The 23,671-nt window shown below is 45.3% G+C and carries 15 protein-coding genes; 8 read left to right on the plus strand and 7 right to left on the minus strand.

Annotated elements, in window-relative coordinates; translation table 11 throughout:
• Window positions 1-200: 200 nt before the first annotated feature.
• The 3 genes from yegS to fdhF all read right to left on the minus strand — a co-directional run bounded on the left by yegS (window position 201) and on the right by fdhF (window position 6,447).
• Window positions 201-1,100: a lipid kinase YegS gene (gene yegS / locus AC3D28_RS15815; RefSeq protein WP_488536820.1), complete on the minus strand. Its 900-nt coding sequence runs from the start codon at window positions 1,098-1,100 to the stop codon at window positions 201-203.
• Window positions 1,101-1,407: 307 nt separating this feature from the next.
• Entirely contained in the window at window positions 1,408-1,779 is a 372-nt protein-coding gene (locus AC3D28_RS15820; RefSeq protein WP_098414106.1) for a hypothetical protein, read from the minus strand.
• Between the two features lie 429 nt (window positions 1,780-2,208).
• On the minus strand, window positions 2,209-6,447 hold the full coding sequence (fdhF, locus tag AC3D28_RS15825; protein WP_488536633.1) for a formate dehydrogenase subunit alpha: 4,239 nt from the start codon (window positions 6,445-6,447) through the stop codon (window positions 2,209-2,211).
• 938 nt (window positions 6,448-7,385) lie between these two features.
• Between fdhF and AC3D28_RS15830 the strand changes: the two genes are divergently transcribed.
• The 4 genes from AC3D28_RS15830 (at window position 7,386) to copI (ending at window position 14,437) form a co-directional block, all read left to right on the plus strand.
• Window positions 7,386-8,720, plus strand: coding sequence for a TolC family protein (locus tag AC3D28_RS15830; RefSeq protein WP_488536821.1), 1,335 nt, complete (start codon window positions 7,386-7,388; stop codon window positions 8,718-8,720).
• A gap of 107 nt (window positions 8,721-8,827) precedes the next feature.
• The gene (locus AC3D28_RS15835) at window positions 8,828-10,543 is read left to right on the plus strand and encodes an efflux RND transporter periplasmic adaptor subunit (protein ID WP_488536634.1); all 1,716 of its coding nucleotides are present in this window, start codon (window positions 8,828-8,830) and stop codon (window positions 10,541-10,543) included.
• A 2-nt stretch (window positions 10,544-10,545) separates the two neighbouring features.
• The gene (locus tag AC3D28_RS15840; RefSeq protein WP_488536635.1) at window positions 10,546-13,686 is read left to right on the plus strand and encodes an efflux RND transporter permease subunit; all 3,141 of its coding nucleotides are present in this window, start codon (window positions 10,546-10,548) and stop codon (window positions 13,684-13,686) included.
• A gap of 64 nt (window positions 13,687-13,750) precedes the next feature.
• Entirely contained in the window at window positions 13,751-14,437 is a 687-nt protein-coding gene (copI, locus tag AC3D28_RS15845) for a copper-resistant cuproprotein CopI (RefSeq protein WP_488536636.1), read from the plus strand.
• Window positions 14,438-14,528: 91 nt separating this feature from the next.
• On the opposite strand, the gene AC3D28_RS15850 is transcribed toward copI, so the two are convergent.
• Together AC3D28_RS15850 and AC3D28_RS15855 are read right to left on the minus strand one after the other, a co-directional pair.
• The gene (locus AC3D28_RS15850) at window positions 14,529-15,863 is read right to left on the minus strand and encodes a ferredoxin reductase family protein (RefSeq protein ID WP_488536637.1); all 1,335 of its coding nucleotides are present in this window, start codon (window positions 15,861-15,863) and stop codon (window positions 14,529-14,531) included.
• Between the two features lie 477 nt (window positions 15,864-16,340).
• On the minus strand, window positions 16,341-16,493 hold the full coding sequence (locus AC3D28_RS15855) for a hypothetical protein (protein ID WP_098414113.1): 153 nt from the start codon (window positions 16,491-16,493) through the stop codon (window positions 16,341-16,343).
• 249 nt (window positions 16,494-16,742) lie between these two features.
• Here AC3D28_RS15855 and speG point away from each other — a divergent pair, with 249 nt between their 5' ends.
• Complete coding sequence (speG, locus tag AC3D28_RS15860; protein ID WP_098414115.1) at window positions 16,743-17,282, plus strand: spermidine N1-acetyltransferase; 540 nt, start codon at window positions 16,743-16,745, stop codon at window positions 17,280-17,282.
• A 151-nt stretch (window positions 17,283-17,433) separates the two neighbouring features.
• Here speG and AC3D28_RS15865 read toward each other — a convergent pair whose 3' ends face one another.
• On the minus strand, window positions 17,434-18,726 hold the full coding sequence (locus AC3D28_RS15865; protein WP_488536638.1) for a DEAD/DEAH box helicase: 1,293 nt from the start codon (window positions 18,724-18,726) through the stop codon (window positions 17,434-17,436).
• A gap of 192 nt (window positions 18,727-18,918) precedes the next feature.
• Window positions 18,919-19,905, minus strand: a complete 987-nt coding sequence (locus AC3D28_RS15870) for a CobW family GTP-binding protein (RefSeq protein ID WP_488536639.1) — start codon at window positions 19,903-19,905, stop codon at window positions 18,919-18,921.
• A 288-nt stretch (window positions 19,906-20,193) separates the two neighbouring features.
• Here AC3D28_RS15870 and AC3D28_RS15875 point away from each other — a divergent pair, with 288 nt between their 5' ends.
• The 3 genes from AC3D28_RS15875 (at window position 20,194) to rnr (ending at window position 23,533) form a co-directional block, all read left to right on the plus strand.
• Window positions 20,194-20,442, plus strand: coding sequence for a hypothetical protein (locus AC3D28_RS15875; RefSeq protein WP_098414118.1), 249 nt, complete (start codon window positions 20,194-20,196; stop codon window positions 20,440-20,442).
• Between the two features lie 306 nt (window positions 20,443-20,748).
• Entirely contained in the window at window positions 20,749-20,961 is a 213-nt protein-coding gene (locus AC3D28_RS15880; protein ID WP_488536640.1) for a cold-shock protein, read from the plus strand.
• Window positions 20,962-21,286: 325 nt separating this feature from the next.
• Entirely contained in the window at window positions 21,287-23,533 is a 2,247-nt protein-coding gene (gene rnr / locus AC3D28_RS15885) for a ribonuclease R (RefSeq protein WP_488536641.1), read from the plus strand.
• Window positions 23,534-23,671: the final 138 nt, after the last annotated feature.

Below are 23,671 nucleotides of genomic sequence, written 5' to 3' on the forward strand. Positions count from 1 at the left end.
TTGATTTGACAACAAAAAGGCTTAATCTACGGGTTAAGCCTTTTTTGTTACGTCGTTTATGAAAAGCTCTATCGAACTCGCCCCAGATGACTATTTAAAGAACTTCTTCAAATTGCCCTGCCACGCAAATGCCGTGGTATCGCGTTCTGCTTACAGAAGAAGAGCATATTCTCTGGCTATAGTGGAAAACTCCCCTCGCTTTAGTGCGCGACGCATGGACAGTTTTCAGGCAGCACTAACCTCAAGCTCTTTGACTGTATTTCAAATCGTATTTTTCTTGAGTGATATGGTTCACCATCCAAGTTAAGAGGTAATGGACTCGGGAAATCAATCTCTAACCTGCTTGCACGGGTATGTTTTACAAATTCGCCCTTTTCGCTAGGGTTGTTGACCTCTTCAATAACTTTAGGTAATTCATGTGGCAAAAAAGGACGCACTAAAGTTACATCCATCATACCATCATCAATCATCGCTTGAGAGGCGAGCTCTTGCCCTCCCCCAGCTAAACGCCCGTTACAAAAAGCCCCAAGTAACATTTCACCCTGATAGGTTTCACCTTCAATCGTAATGGTTCCATCATAGGGTTTAAATCCGAGTGCTTTTACCACACCAGTAAGTGTATAAGCCCCGCCACCTAAAAAGTTTTTAAGTTCGACTGGCGTTTCTGCTGTAACTTCAGCCCCAAAACCTGCAGTCGCCACATTAATGAAATAACGATCATTCGCTTTGACACAATCCACTAAGACCGATTGTCCATTTACGGCTAGCGCTAAAGATTCCCCGATAGCAACAGGCACTCGATTCGCTGTTGCAAAGTCATTTGCCGTCCCAAGCGGAATAATGGCTAACTCTGGACGCTGATCTTCATCAACCCACATCAGTGCCGAAACCGCCTCATTGACCGTTCCATCCCCACCTGCAATCACGATACGCGTAATGCCTTCATTGACGGCTTCTTTTACCAAACGCGGCATGTCTTGAGGCTCCCAAGTCACTCGAACTTGCATGTCGACGCCTTGTTCTCTCATTTTCATGATTGCGTTTCTTAACTCCGGATTACCCGCTTTTTTACCGTTAAGAATTGCACGTATTGTCTTCACCATTGAGCTCCCTATTTGTTGGTGGCTTGTCTTGCTTAATTTTAGCTCGCGACTGCTAGGCGCTGTCGTTTGTAAAACTAAAATGACATATCGCTCAGAGTTGATATATTTTTCGACAAATGACATCAATAAAGATTTAACATGATAGAGGTTGCTGAACAAGTTGGTCATCGGATCAGGTTTAAGAAATCGCTCGATTAAACCAGCGATATTGGCCGATCAGAAACCCAAATAACCTCAAGGATGGACTATGTGGGTTTGGCAATTCAGATCTATTATTCACAGAGCTCTCTTGTTCAACCGCAACTTAATAATATTCACCATATGAACAATCGTGCAAATCGGAAATGCTGTAGTTTTTCAGTGAATTGATCTTAAAGTTAAACACCACTTCTTTGCATACCACCCCTTCACGGTTGGTATAGGTGATAAAACCTTCACTATAAGCGCGCTTTCCATCAGACGACTTAACGTCAGCAACAAGCTCCAAGTAGCCCTGGTGAGCCTCTACGCGATTCATCATCTCAAACACATCAACCCACTCTTCGCGATTTGCCATTTGTATCAACATGGATTTGGCTTGTGTTTCCAACTGCTTCGGGTAAACGTGATAACGGTTGTAAGCAAAATATGCGCACACCACTACTAACACCAGTACAAATGAGGTTGTTCTTGTCATGCAAGCGGCCTCTTCTTGTTATACAAAACTCTGCTTCGTTAATTTATTATAGGAAGCGGGCAAAGTTTAGGTTATGGGACTTACCCAAATAACAGAGGATCGTCAGAGAGCGTCAATTCTATGAAAAGCTCATCACAAATTTTAACCATGTAACAACATCGACCATACGCATGAGTTTAATCAGTACGGACCGCTACCTGTGTTGACCATTCGATGATCAGATCTGCCCCGCAAAGCGACGATTCACTATTCAGTCCGTTTTTTCTGAGAAGGGGTCAACCATGAGATAAAAATGTGGCGATGGCAAAACGATGACACTCATAACCCATTGGCAAACAATATAAAAGCCGAGTGAGTGCAAGATAGGGTAAACACAATAAGGGCGGAAATCGAAGTCAGATTTCCGCCCTTCAAATACAATCAAATTATCTAGCCAGCCGCCGTCGTCTCATTGATTTCAACTTTCACCGCTGCGACTTTGAACTCAGGAATTTTCGCATGAGGGTCCGTCGCTGTGGTCGTCAAGCGGTTTACTGGAGACTCTACAAAATGGAATGGGATGAACACCACCCCTTTTTGCATTCGTTTGGTCACAAACGCATCGATGTCGATACTGCCACGTCGGGTCGACACTTTCAGACGTTGACCATTACGGATACCAATCGCTTCCGCATCTTCAACACTGATCATCGCTCTTGGTCCTGCAAGGTTATCCAGCCCTTTTGTTTTACGCGTCATCGTGCCAGTGTGGAATTGCTCTAACACACGCCCGGTTGTGAGTACTAGCGGATATTCTTCATCTGGTAGCTCAGCCGCATAACGGAACGGAATGCCCACCATTTGCCCTTTGCCACGGGTAAATTGGGTTTGGTGCATGATACGCGTACCATTCGGATTATTCTTATTACTTGGCCACTGAACACCGTTTGGCGTAATCGCCCCCCAACGTAAACCAGCGTACTGAGGTGTTAAACGGGCAATCTCACTAGTGATGTCCGACACACCTTGGTAGCGCCAATCACTGCCCATTGCATTGGCGATTTCTTGGATGATCCACCAATCTTCCTTCGCCTCGCCCGGCGCAATAACCGCAGCATTGACACGTTGTACACGACGTTCAGTATTGGTGAAATGCCCTGATTTTTCTGCGAACGAACAAGAAGGTAGAACTACATCCGCATACTGAGCGGTCTCGGTAAGAAAGATATCTTGAACCACAAGGAAGTCCAATGCTTCTAACCCTTCGATGACATGCGCTTGGTTCGGATCGCTCAACACTGGGTTTTCCCCCATGATGTACATAGTGCGAACTTCGCGCTTGCACGCCGCATCTATGATCTCTGTCAGGGTAAGCCCTTGCTCAGAAGACAAATTCGGTGCATTCCACTCAATAGCAAACTTCTGACGAACCATCGGGTTATACACTTTTTGATAGCCCGGATAACAGTTTGGCAACGCGCCCATATCACACGCACCTTGTACGTTTGATTGGCCGCGTAACGGATTAATCCCGCCCCCTTCAATACCGATGTTGCCACACAGCAACTGAAGGTTCGCTATCGAACGCACGTTGTCGTGACCAGTGATATGCTGGGTAATCCCCATCGAGTAATACACCGCGGTCCGTTTCGCCGTGCCAATCATGCGCGCCATGGCGAAAATATCGTCCGCCTTAACCCCTGTGACGAGCTCGACTTTATCCAAGCTATATGCTGGCGACATGACCTCTTGAAGTAAGGTGTCAAAGCCGTCTACACGCTCTTCTATGTACTCTTGGTCATACCAACCGTTTTTGATGATCTGCTGCATTACACCGTTGAGCAACATGACATCCGTACCAGGGCGATGCGCTAAGTACAGTTCCGCATGCTCAGCCATATCGACACGTTTCGGATCAGCGACAATCAAGCGCGCGCCGTGGTGACGAATCGCTTGTTTGATATGAGAGGCGATGATCGGGTGCGCAGAAGTGGTGTCCGAGCCAATAATAAAGATCACATCCGAATGCTTGATGCTCGGAATGTCGTTGGTCATGGCGCCGCTACCCAGTGATGCCTCCAGCCCAGTGACACTTGAAGCGTGACACAAGCGTGCACAGTGGTCGACGTTGTTAGTGCCTAGCTCGCGACGTATAAATTTCTGGAACACGTAGTTATCTTCGTTGGTCGTTTTCGCTGAGGAGAACCCCGCCAACGCATTACTGCCAAAATCTTGTTTGGTAGCAATAAACTTCGAAGCGATCAATTGAATCGCTTCTTTCCAACTGGCAGGTTGTAGCCATCCGTCTTTGCGAATGAGTGGCGTGGTCAAACGCTCTTGACTGCCGACAAAATCAAAGCCAAAGCGGCCTTTCACACATAGCATGCCTTGGTTCACGGGCGAATCCGCACCTTTCACGTAACGGATTTCGTTCTCTTGTTCGTCGACAAACATGGTCAACTTACAGCCCACGCCACAGTACGTACAAATGGTGTCCACGGCTTTCAAATGCTCGATTCGACCTTGAGAACGGTCGCGGCTATCCACCATCGCACCAGTCGGACACGCTTGAACGCACGCCCCACACTGCACGCATTTTGAGTCACCCATCAAGGTTAAACCACGGTAGCTAGCGCCTTTCTCATCGGAGCGAAATCGAGGGCGATCATCGGGCCTTAACGCGGGACGGCCCTGTTTATCCGAGACAAAGCTCAACACCCCATGTACGGCTTGCTCGCGGCACGCTTGAATACACTGACCACAGCTGATGCAGCGGTTGGCATCAAACTCAATAAACTCGGAGCTGCGGTCTACTTCGTACTTATGGCGAAGATCTTTCGCTCGCCGATCAACCCAATCTTGATGGCCAATCACACTGGCTGAGGAGACTTCTAATGAAGAATCAAAATGTTGCTCTGCATGGTACTCCGTTGAGTAATCGCGCAAGGCGCAGTCCGTATTCGCTTGGCAGCCACACTCAAGGCAGCGCGCCGCCTCTTGCATCGCTTCTTCATTATCGAAGCCAAGTTCGACTTCGGCAAAGCTCTGCTCACGCTGCTCTGGCGTTAATTCTGGCATGATTGAACGAGCCACTTTCTGAATATTTTCAAAATGAAGTGGATCAACCTGAGCTAACTTCTTTTCTTTACGTGAATTGAACGCTGGTGTAGGCATATCCGCCATGTCGCCATTAAGGAACAAGTCGATCGCTTTTGCCGCCACTCGTCCATCACCCACCGCTTCTACCGCAGTCGCAGGGCCACGGCGAAAATCGCCAATACTGAAGATATTTCCCGTACCAGTATGCATGGTTTGAATATCGGATTCAGAGGTATTCCAACGTGTCAAAGGAATCGACAACTCATCACTTGCTAAAAAGCTCAAATCCGGCTTTTGTGATACCGCAGCTATCACGGTATCGAACGCTTGAGTAAAGAACTCACCCGTCGGTTGTGGGCGGCGGCGACCTGAAGCATCCGGTTCACCGAGAACCATACGTTCTAAACGAATCGCACTCACACGGCCGTTTTCATCGGCAATGTTTTCTGCCGGATTGGTTAAGAAATGGAATTTCACCCCTTCATGTTCAGCTTCGACGATTTCGTAATCTTCTGCTGGCATTTCATCTCTGGTTCGACGGTAAATCAGTGTGGTATCGGCTCCTGCACGGCGTGCGGTACGAGCACAGTCTATCGCGGTGTTGCCTCCCCCGATCACCGCCACTTTTTCACCTGTCACGTAGCTTTGTTCCGTGACGTAATCCTTTAAATAATCAACGCCAAGGTAGCAACGGGCTAAATCACTGCCCGGATAATTCATCTCCACCGCTTGCGAAGCACCGACAGCCAAACACACCGCATCGAAATCTTCACTAAGTTGAGAAAGCGTGAAATCAACCCCAAGCTTTTTGTTGGTTTCGATCTGCATGCCGTTGCGACACATCAATTCGATTTCTTTATCTAAAATGGCTTTTGGTAGGCGATACTCCGGAATGCCATAGCGCAACCAACCACCCGCTTTTGGCATCGACTCAAATACGCTAACCTCGTACCCTTCGTTCGATAAATAATAACCTGCCGTTAAGCCGCCAGGGCCACTACCAACGACGGCGACCTTACGATGCTTGGCCGGCTTTTGCTCTGGGACATACGCTTCATGCGCGGCTAAATCAGCGTCCGCAGCATGGCGTTTGAGTTGACGAATCGCAATCGGCTCATCCACCAAAGCACGGCGACACTCACTTTCACAAAATGCCGGACACACGCGCCCAATAGACAACGGCATTGGCAGCGTGCGCTTGATCACTTCAATGGCTTGTTGATGATCGTTTTGCGAGATATGGTAAAGATAGGATTGGATGTCCACCCCTGCAGGGCAAGCGATTTTGCACGGCGCTTCACAATCGGCGTAATGGTCTGTCATGATGCGGTTCAGCGCTTTTCGGCGGTGTTCGCTCAGTTGTTCTGATTGCGTCACCACGTTTAAACCGCGGTAAACTTTAAGTTCACAGGCCCGCTTTGTTACGCCGCTTTCGACTTCGACAGCGCACAAATCACACGGAATTTTCTCGTTACTTTTATTCATTCCGCACAGTGATGGGATTTCGACCCCACACACTTTGGCTGCTTCCAAAAGGGTCAGCCCCTCTTCTACAATTCTATATTTCCCATCGATGACAATTTCAATCATACAAACCCCGGAGCAGGCACACTATTCCTTACATTCTATAAGGATACCTCCTAGCATGGAAAGTTCGTGTGACAAAAAACTCAATAACGAAATTTTTATTGGCTAATATGCTTAAATACTTTGAGGTTACTTGGGTATATTAACCCTTGACTCTCCCCTAAGGGTAACCTTTATTATTAAAGGGTTACTTGACCTCTACACTCATTATTTAATGGAAACCGTATGCGCCTGAAACCATTGCATACAATTTGGCTAACGTTATGTACAACGCTGATACTGCTGGTATCTAGCGTGGTAAATAGCGCGCCTTTAATGAGCCTAAAAATGATGTCAGGCAACAACATAATGTCCAAACAGATGACCAGAATGACGAGCGGAAGCGAACACTGCGGCTCCCCTAGCATAAAGGTGGAGGTGCCTGTATCTTCAGAGTCACACTCCGCTGAAATGAGTATGGCTTGTTCCGATGGTTCTGGCATAGCCCACAATTGCTGCACGGCTTCTTGTTCATTCGTTTTTGTTCCATTACCCGCTCCTGTAAACCAACTCTCTCCGATGGCTCATCGTGCCTCTGTCTTGCCAGAAATCATGACGCCAATAGTACAAATTAGCCTCGATTTGTATCGACCTCCTATCGTTTAGTTTATTCAAAGCATTCGACCCTGCACAATTTTGCAGGCAGTTTCTTTGCGCCTAACCGATGATGTACTTACCTTAGTTATGTGTTAGTGAACGTGATTCGTCGCAGATACCTTAACCATCTCAAAGTGCTTCATCCGTTTGGCAAATACCAACTTCTTCCTTCTCGCGCGTAAATACGAGCCTGACGAGTAGCGAGTTTGGTATCAATTTGGATGTAAACTATGGAATTCACCCCAAATCGTTTAGTGGCACCAATTTGCTCACTGGCTATGGTTGCCCTACCTGCCTTTAATGTCATGGCACACTCGCCATCGGACACCAAGGCTCAACAAGAAGAAGCCTACGCTCAATCAACCCAAGAGCTAGCACAACTTATTAACGTTGCTTTAAGTAACGATGGAAATCGTAAGCAATTCTTTGCCCAATCCGAAGCCATGCGCGAAACGGGTGTCGCGAGCGCGACGTTAATGGATCCGAAACTGAAAGTGGGTTTTGGTGGTCTGCCTGTCGACAGCTTTAAATTCGACGAAGATCCAATGACGAATCTTTCTGTCGGTTTGATGCAACAATTCGAACGAGGCTCCACACTCGACCTTCAGCAAAAGAAAGCCAACCAACAAGCGGACGGATTGTCGTTAAAAATCGACGCACGAGAACTCGAAGTAGCCAACAGCATGACTCAACTCTGGCTTGAGCTCGGCTATCAACAAAAGGCCGAGCAGATTATGCTCGAAAACCGCCGTCTCATGGCAGAAATGGAAAACTTCGTTCAAACCAATTACTCAATCGGAAAAAGTGAAGCGCAAGATCTGCTTAATGCACAACTTCAAGTCAGTAAATTGGATGAAAAATTGCTAGCTAACACTCAAATGCAGCGTCGTTTGGTTTCGCAGTTATCTGAATGGTTAGGTTCTGACTGGCTTAATACCCATACACCAAATGGACGTTTGTCACTTCAAGCAAGTAACCAACTAACTTGGGGAGTGTTAAAGCAAAAACTATCCGCGAATACCGAGACGACCAAACATTACCAACAGCTGAGTCAGCACCCAATGGTAAAAATGGTGGACGCCAGCATTTCTACCAAAGAAACCCAAGTGGAAATTACCGAACAAGCTTATACACCACAATTCGGTGTGGAAGTGATGTATGCCTATCGTCAAGCCGACAATATGAAAGGTGAACCCGCATCCGATTTAGTCAGTGCGTATTTGACGATGGATATCCCGCTCTTCACCGGTAATCGCCAAGACCGAAACCTCGCCGCAGCTCAGTATCAAGTCGGTGCCGCTCGCTCACAGAAAGACACTTTACTGACGCAAATGAATGCGAAAGTAAACACATTGTTGGTTGATCGTGCCAATTTGAGTCAGCGCTTAGAGCGTTATCAATCCACCTTACTTCCCCAAGTTAAAGCTCGTATTCGTGCGGTAGAACGGGGCTATCAGAATAACACCGCTCAATTTAACGATGTGATCTTGGCAAGTACCGATGAACTCGCGCTAAAGCTCGAACAACAACGCTTAATCACTGATTTAAGCATTGTAAACAGCAATTTATCGGCATTACTTGGCGGCTTTGAATATCAGGTATCCAAGCCAGACATAACGCCAGAAGCCAAGACGAACTAGACCAACATAACATCAAGAATCCAAACATTGGGCGCACCGCTTTATGCTCGCTGGCAACGTAAAAACCAGCCTCGCAAGTCGCCCACTGGGGAAATAAGGAATTAGAAATGAATTCAAACTCGATAAAAGTCGCAACCATTGCTCTGCTCGTTGGGGGAGCATTAGGGTTTAGCGTCAATAAATTTATCACCGATAGTAATCACGAGATGAGTAGCGCTGACAATAACGCCTCAAGCAGTGTCAATGAGCCACTTTATTGGGTCGCACCAATGGATCCAAACTACAAACGTGATAAACCAGGTCAGTCACCAATGGGAATGGATTTAATCCCAGTGTATGCCGAAGATGTCGCCGGTGAAAAAGCGAAACCTGGCACCGTAACGATAGACCCGTCGGTCGAAAACAACTTAGGTGTAAAAACGACGACCGTGTCAGTGGAGCAGTTATCACCACGGATTGAAACCGTCGGTTATATCGCTTTTGATGAGAGTCATTTATGGCAAACCAACGTTCGCGTCGCGGGCTGGGTCGAAAAACTCTACATTAATGCTGTGGGTGAAAAAGTCGAAAAAGGCGATGTGTTGTTTACACTCTACTCCCCTGATCTTGTCAAAGCACAAGAGGAACTGCTGAATGCTTACCGAACGGGGCGCAGTGGCTTGGTAAAAGGGGCGACAGAACGCTTGGTCACACTGGGTGTCGATCGTTCACAAATCCAAACCATCACTCAACGTGGTAAAGCATCCCAAACGATTGAAATTAAAGCGCCTGCTGGTGGCATCATCGCAAGTTTGAATGTCCGCGAAGGCGGTTATTTATCTCCAGCTCAAGCCGTTATCAGTGCAGGCCCACTCGATAACGTTTGGGTAGATGCAGAAGTGTTTGAACGTCAAGCGCAATGGATGAAAGCAGGAAGCAGCGCGACCATGACGCTTGATGCGATTCCAGGTAGTGAGTGGCAAGGCGTTGTTGACTATGTATACCCGATCCTCGACCCCAAAACGCGGACTTTACGTGTACGCCTTAAGTTCCCTAACCCAAACGGCGAACTTAAACCCAACATGTTCGCCAACATCGCATTGCAACCGGTGACTGATAAGGCAGTCATGACGATCCCTAAATCTTCCGTTATTCGTTCAGGCGGCATGACTCGGGTCGTCCTTGCGGAAGGTGAAGGCAAATATCGCTCGAGCCGAATTAAAGTAGGACGCGAAGCAGACGACAGAATTGAGGTGTTACAAGGGTTAACCAAAGATGACCGAATTGTCACTTCAGCACACTTCATGCTCGATTCTGAATCAAGCCAAACAGCAGATCTTGCCCGTATTTCTTCATCCAAGTCAGCAGCTGCAGCCACTGTATGGGCTAAGGGAGAAGTGACTGATGTCATGAAAGATCATCGCATGCTAACGATTAATCACCAACCCGTTCCTGAGTGGGAATGGCCTGGCATGGTGATGAACTTTACATTTTCAGATGACATTGAAATTGGCGAGCTTAAAAAAGGCCAAGCCATTGAGTTCGAAATCAAAAAAACAGAGTCTGGTCAATACCAGATCGTGGACTACAAAGCAGATGACCGCGTCATTGCCACCAACGTGTGGGTGACAGGCGATATCAGCATGCTCATGGCCGACTTCGGTATGATCACCCTGCGCCACCAGCCCGTTTCTGAATGGCGTTGGGATGCAGGAGAAATGAATTTTTCTGTGGGTGATAACGTGGATCTATCCGGATTCAAAGAGGGCCAAAAAGTTCGGTTTTTAGTTGAAAAACAAGGTGCCGACTACGTATTGAAGCAACTTGAAGCGGTCGAGGGCTAACTATGATTGGAGCAATTATCCGTTGGTCGATCAATAATCGCTTTATGGTTTTGATCGCAACTTTAGTTCTTGTTTTGGCAGGACTTTATAGTGTAAAGAACACGCCCGTCGACGCCATTCCAGATCTTTCTGATGTTCAGGTGATCATTAAGACCAGCTATCCGGGCCAAGCACCGCAAGTGGTTGAAGATCAGGTTACTTATCCATTAACAACTGCGATGTTGGCGGTGCCTGGAGCGGAAACCGTTCGCGGTTACTCTTTCTTTGGCGACTCGTACGTTTACATTATTTTTAATGATGATACCGACATGTACTGGGCACGTTCACGTGTTTTGGAATACTTAAGTCAGGTTGCATCTAAATTACCGCCAAGCGCAAAACCGACCTTAGGGCCAGATGCTACTGGTGTGGGTTGGGTGTACAGCTATGTATTGCAAGATAAGACCGGAAACCATGATCTCGCGGAGCTACGCAGTATCCAAGATTGGTTCTTAAAGTATGAATTGCAAACCGTAGATGGCGTCTCCGAGGTGGCAACGGTCGGCGGCATGGTCAAACAGTATCAAGTTCAGATCGACCCAGCTAAATTGCGCGCTTATAACCTGACGCTGCAGCAAGTGAATCTAGCTATCCAAAACGGCAACCAAGAAATTGGCGCATCCGTTGTCGAAATTGCGGAAGCAGAACACATGGTCCGCACTACGGGCTACCTCACGAATATAGAAGACATTAAGTCACTGCCACTTAAAGTAACAGAGAAAGGGACACCACTTCTTTTGGGTGACATTGCCGATATCAACCTAGGGCCACAAATGCGTCGTGGTATCTCGGAATTGAATGGTGAAGGTGAAGCCGTTGGCGGCGTGATCGTGATGCGCTTTGGCGAAAACGCCAGTGAGGTTATTAGCAAAGTAAAAAGTAAGCTGGAGGATTTACAACGTAGTCTCCCTGATGGTGTCGACATCGTTCCAACTTACGACCGTTCAACACTGATCGACGCTGCTGTTGCAAATTTATGGAAGAAACTGGCAGAAGAATTCATCGTTGTCGCCGTTGTTTGCGCGCTGTTCTTATTCCACATTCGCTCGTCTTTGGTGATTGCACTGAGCTTACCTGTTGGTATTTTAGCGGCTTTTATCGTGATGCACTCGCAAGGGATTAATGCCAACATTATGTCACTCGGAGGGATAGCGATTGCCATCGGGGCGATGGTGGACGGTGCCATTGTGATGATAGAAAACGTCCACAAACACATCGAGCGAACCCCCTTAACCGATAAAAACCGCTGGCAGGTGATAGGTAAAGCGGCCGAAGAAGTTGGGGCTCCCCTATTCTTCTCACTGCTTATTATTACGCTGAGTTTTGTTCCCGTGTTCGCCTTGGAAGGTCAAGAAGGCAAGATGTTTTCGCCATTGGCGTTTACCAAAACTTATGCGATGGCGGCAGCGGCTGGTTTGGCGATTACGCTTGTGCCTGTGCTCATGGGTTACTTTATTCGCGGTAAGGTTCTTCCGGAGCATAAAAATCCGGTAAACCGTGGCTTAGTCGCGCTATATCGTCCGCTACTTAATATCAGCCTCAAGTATCCTAAGAGCATGATTATCATCGCTTTAGGTTTAATGGCTTCGGCTTATTACCCTACCAGCAAACTTGGCAGCGAGTTCATTCCACCATTGGATGAAGGCGATTTGATGTACATGCCAACGACCTATCCGGGTATTTCGATTGGTAAAGCGCGAGAGCTGGTTCAGCAAACCAACAAGCTGATCAAAACCGTACCGGAAGTGAAAACGGTATGGGGCAAAATTGGCCGTGCAGAAACCGCAACCGATCCTGCCCCACTGACCATGATCGAAACGGTCATTCAGTTCAAACCCCGCGATGAGTGGCGTGAAGGTGTGACAACAGAGTCTTTACGTAAAGAGTTCGATGAACTGGTCCAGTTCCCAGGTCTGACTAACGCTTGGGTGATGCCGATTAAGACACGTATCGACATGCTGGCTACCGGTATTAAAACGCCTATCGGGATCAAGATCGCCGGCCCCGACCTAAAAGAGATCGAAAAAATTGGGGCGCAGCTTGAACCCATTCTTGGTGGCGTTCGTGGTACCTCATCGGTTTACGCAGAGCGCGTCGCAGGTGGTCGCTATGTCACCATCGATATTAAACGCCGTGTTGCAGCTCGTTACGGGTTGAGCATTAAAGATGTGCAACAAGTCATTTCCACTGCGGTCGGTGGTATGAACGTAGGCGAAACCATTGAAGGATTAGAACGCTATCCGATTAATGTTCGTTATCCACAGGACTACCGTGATTCAGTGGTAAAACTGCAAAACTTGCCGCTCGTCACGCCAAATGGTGCTCGTATCGCCCTCGCAGATGTGGCAGACATCCGTTATGAAGATGGCCCACCGATGATCAAAACCGAAAACGCTCGTCCGAATGGTTGGGTATTCGTTGACATCGAAGGACGAGACCTTGGTTCATACGTAGTGGAAGCACAACAGGTAGTAGCGGACCAACTTGAATTACCCGCAGGTTATTCACTGGCGTGGTCAGGTCAGTACGAATATATGGAGCGTGCAAAAGACCGCTTAAGCGTAGTAGTACCGATCACCATCGCCATCATCATGATGTTGCTTTATTTCAGCTTCCGTCGAGTTGGCGAGGTGCTGATCATTATGTTGACGTTACCTTTGTCGATGGTCGGTGGTTTGTGGCTGATGCACTATCTCGGCTACAACTTCTCGATCGCAGTCGGCGTGGGATTTATCGCCCTCGCTGGTGTGGCCGTGGAAATTGGGGTCATCATGTTGGTGTACCTCAACCAAGCATGGCATTACAAAAAGCTCAACGCGGAAGAGAAACAACAATCACTTCACGCTCGGGATCTCACTGACGCAATACGTGAAGGTGCTGGATTACGCGTACGCCCAGTCATGATGACGGTACTAACCGTGATCATCGGCCTTATCCCTATCATGTATGGTGAAGGTACTGGCTCTCAAGTAATGCAACGCATTGCCGCTCCGATGATTGGGGGGATGGCCTCTGCCCTACTACTCACACTGCTGGTGTTACCAGCTATTTTCAAACTTTGGAAACAACGCGAAGTTAAACCCAACAACCCATTAGAGAAATAATCATTAAGCGCCACTGGATACCGTACAGTGGCGCATAACCTTGTTGACGTAAAAGGAAAACACTATGAAAAAGACATTTATCGCTCTTGCTCTAACTATCGCATCCGGCAGCGTTTTCGCTCACACGGACAACTCAGCGACGAACCACAACATGGAACATGGTCAAATGGATCATGGCTCTATGTCGATGGATAACATGCCTATGGATCACGACTCAATGCCGATGGATAACATGCCTATGGATCACGACTCAATGCCGATGGATAACATGCCAATGGACCACGACTCAATGCCGATGGATAACATGCCGATGGACCACGGCGAAATGGATCATTCGAAAATGGATCACTCTGGAATGCAGGGGATGACCGGAATGTCGGCTGTCGGCATGCCAGCAAATGGCGCAAAACCGGATAAAGTGGTTCACGTTCTCTTAACCGATGATATGAAAATCACGTTCAAAAAAGACGTCAATATTGAACCGGACGACGTGGTTCAATTCGTGGTAATGAATACAGGCAAAATTAACCACGAGTTTACGATTGGTTCCGCAACAGAACAGCTCAAACATCGTGAAATGATGAAGAATATGTCTGGCAATCATATGCATGATTCAGGTAACGCCGTTACGGTTGAACCGGGTAAAGCCAAACAGCTCCTTTGGCACTTCCATGGTGACAACAAAGTTGAGTTCGCTTGTAATATTCCAGGTCACGCTGAATCCGGTATGGTGAAGAAGATAGAGTTATAATCATCTTTCATATCGCGAGTCTAGGACCTAGGCATTAATGAAATAGGAGCCGTGATCGGCTCCTATATTTATATTATCTAACAGTGTCTTGCTATCTCATCACAAACAATTCTTCATGATAATGATGGTCAATATCGATTCGATAAGCCTTTAATTCTTGCTTCAATGTTTGAGAAAATACCTCTGGTCCACAGAAATAAAACTCGTATTGTGACAAGTCACCACACTGCTTAGCAATACGTTCGACATTAAGTCGCGGAGACGTCGCCGTATCAATCACGCTTAACTCAACCCCGGCTTTGTGCGCCGCACTCCACAACTCATCCACTAAATGGCTGTCGAGACCACGTGTACAATAAAACAAATGCACGGGTTGATGCGTCTTTCTCTCTCTTAGAAAATCCATAACTGCAAAAAATGACGCCACACCCACTCCACCCGCGATCCAGATTTGCGGTTGGTTTAAATTGAATGTTAAGCCGCCATAAGGGCCTTCTACTATTACTTCATCGCCCGCTTTCACCCGGTTGTATAGGTTTGTTGTGAAATCGCCCAGCTCCTTGATCAAAAATCGTAACTCAGGCTCACCTTCACCAGAAACAATCGTGAACGGATGCGGATCTTCATCGCCAAAACGCACATACGCGAATTGCCCTGATTTGTGCCCTTGCCAAGTATCACTAATGGTCAATACCAGCTCCATGACATGCGCTTGAGGAAAATATCGTGTAGACCTCACTTGCGCTAAGTGTCGATTTGCATGACCAACTCGCCCCAACAAACTGTAAACGGCAGCGACGGAACCGACGACAGCAAAACCGATAGCGACAAAGTAAATCGGAGTTCCCCAGTAAGCATGCTTGATAAGCAGTACAGAGTGTATTGCAATCATCAGATAAGCCACCGCCATCAAGCGATGCGACAACTTAAAGGGTTTGTATTTCACTGCCGTCCAAAGGGAAAGACAAACCAATATCAGCAATAAGTAAAATCCCCACTCCCCAATACTCAAGCCAAAATCACGTAAGTTTATTAGCCATAACTCCCAACCTGAGAAATTGTTAGCGACCGGACCTGCCCCTGTATGTTTGACGGGTTTGTCTAATGCACCATAAGCAACTAGCCATTTGGGAACGTTATAAAATAGCCAGTGAGTCACACCTAAACTGACGCCGGAAATTCCAAGCCATTTATGGACTCGATACGCTTTATCCATACCATGGACCCACTGCTCAACTACGGGCAAACGTAAAGCCAAAACCATTCCCATCAATATCAAGGTTAACGAAACCACACCAGAATATTGAATAAGGGCTGAACGCCAATGGAAAAATTGAGACGAAGACAAAAGCTGTGGTTCGCTGATCCACCATAACGCAGACACCACAACAATGATTATCCATATGCAATTTCGTAATGTTTTCATGGGTAACACTCTTACCTTGACGATACTCTTATTCTAGTTTCCCTAGCGTAAAGCAGCGTCAATCCTCGTAAAATTGTGTAAGGTCAGTCTAGGTGATGTCGATGCATATTACCCACTGAGGGATATCTTGGTGAATGCAATACCGTTTATGCCCACGCAGCACTTAGAAACTTGATGAATCTCAGCATATGACGCTCATTACAAGGATTGAGTACTCCAAAATTTTCGCTTAAACGACACTATTAAGTACTCGTTAAAAGAGCCGATTGAATACTGTTTAACGCGAAAGGAAGGGAAAACCGTGTTGATAGGCATCACAGTGAAAATATTACACCTGAGTCATAAGATATTAATAAAAAAGGTAGTAACCAAATGTGCTACCTTTTACGATACCTTGCGGTGAGTAAAACACTGCCTTATTCAAAATAAATAGGTATTATCTTAAGCTCACTAAGCAATGCAAATCAGCAAGTTAAATTATACTTTCTTAAGATCTTGAGCTGGATAAGTTAACGTTTTTTCACCTGCCTTTACGTGAGTGTAAAAACCGCCACTGCTTAAACCTGTAACAATCATTTCACCCAGATCGATACCTTTAGTCGCTACTACTACGTCACCGATTAAAAACATATTGAATACCTTATTATTTTAATTAAGACACTAACTCATTGTTGTGAAGTATTTAATATGAAATTAGATAAAGTGCCTAATCAGATTTTTTATCGTGATGATTAATTTTTATTGGCGACCTTGTGTGCTACATCGGTATTGATAAAGGCATGATGTGCCCCAAAAATAGATGCGCTACTCTTTTAGAATATGTTTAAATTTTCTAGCATCTGTTGCGGAGTTGCTCTCCGCCCTCATTGGAGATATATGATGAAGAAAGGCCTAAAAATGCGTGCATTAGAACGCTCTGATCTGCGTTTTATTCACGAATTAAATAACAACCGTAATATCATGGCCTATTGGTTTGAAGAGCCTTACGAGTCGTATGATGAACTCGAAGAACTTTATCGTAAACACATTCACGATGACGCTGAAAGACGCTTTGTTGTTGAAGACGAACAAGGCATTGTGGTCGGCTTAGTTGAGCTTATCGAAATTAACTATATTCACCGAAGTGCTGAGTTTCAAATAATTATCGCGCCAGAGTATCAAGGCCGCGGTTATGCGACCGAAATGATTAACCGTGCGCTAGATTACTCTTTTTCTATTCTCAATCTACGTAAAATTTATTTACTTGTTGCGGTCGATAATGAAATCGCAATTCATTTATACAAAAAATGTGGTTTTATTGAAGAGGGTCATTTAGTTGAAGAATATTATATCGATGGTGCTTATCGTGATGTGAAACGTATGTATATTTTAAAGCATCAATACCAGAAAAGTATGGATGAGGAAAAATCGATTCATTAACTTTTCTCACTATCGAAGAGAATAAAACGCAGCTTTATCGCTGCGTTTTATTTACCCGATTGATAGATATAAGAAAACCTACTTTTAGTTTTCTTATATTTTCATCCAAACGCTCAGGTGAATCAGTTAGCCAGTTTGGTCAGCGCAGCACCTATTTAGCCCCACGACGCGCCTTTAAACGTTTCACCATCGCAAGACGGCGCTCTGCTGAGCCTTGGTCTGTTGCTGACTGGTTTGGATTATTACGGCGACCTTGGCGATTCTTAAACGCTGGTTTTGAATTCAGTTTTTCGATGTAAGACTCACGTTGTTTTGGCTCATAACCCGCCAGTTCTATACGACGAATACGTTGCTGGATTAAGTTTTCAACCTGAACTACTGTCAGCTCTTCGTCACGGTTTACGAACGAAACCGCATGGCCTTGCTTACCTGCGCGGCCAGTACGGCCAATGCGATGGACATAGTCTTCCGCTAAGAAAGGCATGTCGTAGTTAACTACATGAGGCAGATCTGCAATATCTAACCCACGAGCCGCAACATCCGTTGCTACCATCACACGCGCTTTACCCGTTTTAAACTCTTCAAGCGCACGACGGCGAGCACTTTGTGCGCGGTCACCATGGCAAATTACGGCTTTGATACCATCGAGCTTAAGCTCTTTGACAACTTCATTTGCGGTTTCTTTGTAGTTCACAAAAACCAATACTTGTTGCCAGTTTTTACGACCTATCAATTCAGAAAGAAGCTCTGTCTTACGCTCTTGATCGACTGGGTAGAGCACGTGAGCAACCGTTTGTGCTGTTGTATTTGCACGCTCTACTTCAATACGCTTTGGTTTACGCAGAATATCATTCGCTAGCAGATTGAGTTGGCTAGACGTCGTTGCTGAGAACATCATGATTTGAGGATTTGTGTCCACATCTAACATGATCTTACGAACGGCATTAATAAAACCCATATCTAAAATACGGTCAGCTTCATCAAATACGAGAAATTCGAGATGGGCTACAGACACGTTGCCTTGCTCAAGATGCTCTTCCAAACGGCCAGGGGTCGCGACAAGGATATCAACGCCATTCTCTAATGCCGTGACCTGAGAGGACATTTTACGGCCACCAAAAACCGCCGCCACCGAGAGGCTGGTGTACTTCGTGTATGCTTTGATGTTGTCCGCTATTTGCTCTGCAAGTTCTCGAGTAGGAGCCAGGATAAGCGCTCGCGCTGTCTTACGAGAGGCACTGCGGCCACTGTCTAGCAATTGCTGAATCATAGGCAACGAAAATGCCGCCGTTTTACCGGTACCTGTTTGTGCTGTAGCGAAAATATCATGGCCTTTACGAGCCATTGGAATCGCCTTCTGCTGAATTGGTGTTAACTTTTCATAACCGCATTCTGCCAGTGCTTTAACCACTTCTGGCGCAAAACCTTGAGATGAAAATGACATTGAGCGTATTCCTTAAACAAATCGCTTAAATAGCTTAAATAGCTTAAAAATTTTAGCCGTGCATTATACCCGAATTTTAGTGATATATCTCACTTTTCTCACTAATAGCGTTAGCTTTACATGACGTCCTGAAATGGACAGTGAATGGTTCTGTTTAATCCGTTCACCGCTGAAGTTGCACCTAGAGAAACCTTACAACTCAATACCTGATAATTTTAGTAGTATTCGTTCCAGCTCGTCCCACGGCAACAACTGTGAGTCAATCACTTCTATGCGTGACTCAAAACCTTCAAGACTCATTTCATTCACACTTACAACGCTATTTGCCACATTAAATGCATAACAACCTTGATTGGTGTTCACGACTGCTTTTACGCGCTCTGCTGTAAGATCAGAAATCATCGAGAAGAATTGGTCAAAGTCGAACTTATATTCTTGGCCAAACAACCAGCCACAGCTGAAATAATCCTGCCCTTCATTCTCTTTACGTACAAATGCGGCACCCGGAGGTAACTGAAACTGTGGTTCTTGATCTGCATGTTCGTGATGATGTAATTCGATACAAAAAGACGCGCTACCATGTACACGTTCAATATCTAATACTTCTAAAGGTAACTCGCCATTATGAATGAGCTTACTGAATACCTTTGCAGGGGATTGGTCCGTCACCCAGTCGTTAAATACATCGATATCATGACTAGAACAAAGGTCCACTTTGTTACCAATCACTACATCTGCACTGTCTAATTGATCGATAAAGTTCTGATTGGAGAGGTATTTCTCATCGCTCAAATTACGCGGATCCACCAAAGCAATGGTCGCTTTGAGGTCGACATATGGCTGATATTGTTCCGAAGTAAGTGTCGCGATCACTTGTTTCGGATGGCCAAGCCCTGTAGGTTCAATCAATAAACGATCTGGTTTTTGACGCAATAACGCCGTGATACCTACAGACATAGGGACCCCTGCCGTACAACACATACAGCCGCCCGGTACTTCCTTAATCAACGCACCTTGATCTGTCATTAACGCGCCATCAATGCCAATCTCACCGAATTCATTAACCAATACTGCCCAGTTTTCCTTCGCTGGTTTGTTCTTTAACAAACTTAGAATTGTCGTCGTTTTACCGACGCCTAAAAAACCAGTCAGTATGTTAGTAGGTACTCGATTTGACATGTTTTTCTCCGACACGTTTGTGCATTAATGCTGTCGCAAAGTATACGGAGAATGTGATTCGCTTCAACGCTTTTATTGTGGCATTTAGTGCCTTAACTGGATTGATTTGATCTCCACTTTTTGGGAACAATCAGAATGGCTTATCGCTTCTGTTCGCTTAACGTCAGAAAGGCTGGCTGGCGTCAATAACAATAACTCTATCGTCCAACGTCGAAGCTTGGTTTCCCACCACAACTTAGGTAAAGTACCCGCCCACACAGTATCTACAATTCGAAGAGATTGAATACAATGAACATTGATAACCAAGTAATCGAAACCATTGAAGAGCTAGAGGCGTTTCTGCACTTAGTAGAAAGCGGAGCACTTGGTCTTGAAGGCGTGACTGGTGTTGCACTGGCGACGACAAACACTGACGGTCGTCCGTTTGTTGCCGTTTTAGGAGAAAAACACCACCTACTGCTAGGTCGTTGGGTTTCACAACACGTATACGACAATGGTAAAGATATCATTCGTAACGGTCCTACGCGTAAGCACTAAGGTCGCCAACCTTTCTTTCATAGTTGGCTGCTTTATACCCCAAGAGTATGGTTTGAAACTTATACTCTTGGGTCTCAAAGAAAAATTAAAAAGAAAAGGGTAGCCTTTATTAATTTTATAGGTATACTGCTCATCAGCTCTTAAGGAAAGAGCTATTATAAATGCAATTTAAGATCAAAGTTTCTCTCAGTTCCACATCGATTTCCTCGTTTACGTTCCTGCGACAAAATAGTTATCTCTAAATCATATAGTAGCACTTGATATTAGCTAAAAAATCAATATTTAAAAATCAATATAGAGGTATCTATGTCTAATAAATTAACTGGTTCAGTAAAATGGTTCAACGAAACTAAAGGTTTTGGTTTTATTTCTCAAGACAATGGCGGTGATGACGTATTTGTTCATTTCAAATCTATTGTTTCTGACGGTTTTAAAACGCTTACTGACGGCCAAAAAGTAACGTTCGTTGTTGAACAAGGTAATAAAGGTTTACAAGCAGCTCAAGTAACTGCAATGTAAATTTTTAAGTGGCATCAACCCAGTTGGTGCCACAATGTCCTCTCCCTCTATAGTTCGTTACTCACGTAACAATCCTATCACTCAAGTTTATATACCCAAATCACTTAAACATTAAAGTGCCAGTCTTAAGCTTTAATGACGTTAATTAATAACACTCATCAAAGTCATTTCGGTATATAGTCTTTAGGCTACTAAATCGCCTATCTTACAATTCCAGTTCGGAATTAATTTATTCTGATCCATTTTTGGATCAACTTCGCCTCGTGCTTTGCTCATATAAACAGATTTATATATTGAAAGCGATTGGCGAATATAAGAGAACTACATGAAATTAGATATATCTGCCCAATCAATACAAAGTACTAACTACGAACATATTATTCCTAGCCGAGATTTTATTCTAAGTCTATTCGACAAAGTCAAAAACTACTTGAGTCATGAGCAGATTTCCCGCTCCGCAGGTTTGGATGCAAAACCCCAAAAAGACGCACTAAAAAAACGTTTAAGAGCAATGGAACGCGACGGTCAACTCATTTTTACTCATCGTAGAGGCTATAAAAAAGTGGATCAAACTGCTTTGGTTTCCGGCAAGGTCAGCCTCCACACCGACGGTTTCGGCTTTGTAACCTATGACCGCAATGAAAAAGACCTTTTCTTACCTAAACATCAGCTGGCTCATGTGTTTGATGGCGATATCGTACAGGTTTTAAAAGGAAGCGCTCAGCAGCAAGGTCGCTCAAATCATCGCTTAATTAAGATAATAGAACGTAAAACAACCCACATTGTCGGCTTGCTGAAGAAGAAAGGCGCAAACTTCTATTTGTCGCCAGAGAGTTCGAAACTCTCTCAAGCAATTCAGGTCAACCCGAATGAACTTACTGCCAAAAGCGTGGGTAAACTCGTCCACTCCAAAGTCACGGCTTATCCGGATCACAGACAATCAACCACTGTTGAGATAACTGAAGTGTTAGGCCGTGCTGGTGAAGCTGGTATTGAGATAAAATTAGCGTTACGCCGTCACGACATCAATGACAAGTGGGATGATGAAGTACTTCATGCAGCCTCAGCTTTTGGCTCTCACGTTGAAGAAAAAGACAAAACATCACGAGTGGATTATCGAGACTTACCTTTCGTTACCATCGATGGTGACGATGCAAAAGACTTTGATGATGCGGTGTACGGCTACCAAATGGATGATGGTCAATGGAAACTGTTCGTGGCGATTGCAGACGTCTCTCATTACGTTCAGCCAAACGACGACTTAGATCTTGAAGCGCAGTCTCGTGCAACATCGGTTTATTTCCCTGGGTACGTGGTACCAATGCTACCTGAGTCATTGTCTAACGGTTTATGCTCTCTCAATCCTCATGAAGATAGATTAGTCATGGTCTGCGAGATGACCTTTGACGATGAAGGCAACATGTTGGATTCGGAATTTTCTGAAGGGATCATCCACTCACACGCTCGATTAACTTACGATGAAGCTCACCGTATTGTTTTGCAATCGACTGGAACAACACACTATTCTGGTCAAAATCCAAAACAAAATATTGATCAGCATTTAGTGAATCTTTATCACTTATATTTGAATTTATCCAGTCAGCGTAAAGTTCGAGGTGCCATTGACTTTGACACGCAAGAACTCGCTTTTACGTTGAACAATAAAAAGAAAATCGATTCAATTGTTCCTGTTATTCGGAATGACGCTCACCGTATGGTCGAAGAATTTATGTTGTGTGCCAACGTTGCCACCGCGCAATTCTTGCAACAACATAAAATACCAAGCTTATACCGCGTGCACTCAGGTCCTCAAATGAAGAAGTTGTCTTCATTGAGAGTCATGCTTGCAGATAGAGGGCTCACTTTAACTGGCGGCGATGAACCAACCCCTCATGATTACAACTCACTATTAGCGCAAGTAAAAGGTTTGGATGAATGTGATGTCATACGTACCTTGCTATTGCGCTCTCAAAGCCAAGCTGAATACTCACCGAAAAATATGGGTCACTTTGGTTTAGCGTATGACGCCTATTCACACTTTACGTCTCCCATTCGTCGCTATCCGGATTTACTCGTTCACCGTGCTATTCGCGCCAAACTTCGCGAACAAAAAACAGGTAGGTTACGCAGTTTGCTGTTGAAGCTTAAACCGATCCGTCAACTAACGGGAGCGGCAAATAATTATCCTTATGACGCGAAAGACGTTGAGCAGTTAAGTTTATACTGCTCACAACAATCTCGTCAGGCTGATGAAGTGAGCCGTGAGGTAGAGAGTGCCCTAAAGTGCCACTACATGAAGCCATTTATTGGACAAAACTTCACGGGGACAGTTTCTGGTGTGACACACTTCGGCGTATTTGTTGAGCTAGACCAAAACCGAATTGAAGGTCTCGTACCATTATCAAGCTTTCAGAATGGAGGAGAGTTTGAATTTGATGGCGTTAAGCAGAAAATTTTCAGTCAAACTGCGACTTTCACGCTTGGCACCAAAGTAAACATTAACGTTAAAGACGTCGACTCTAAACAAAGAAGAATCATGTTTACCTTATCAGATCAAATAGAAGCAAACTAATAACCTTACACGGCATGCTTGGTAAGCCATTGTAAAAAAACTTTATAACAACGTGCTCTTTCTTGCACGCTGTTTGCCCCGAAAGATCCCGCATCTTTCGGGGCTTTTTGTCACTTTTCCTCGCACAACTCCCCCTCT

The sequence above is a fragment of the Vibrio sp. TAP-3B genome, assembly GCF_057784735.1.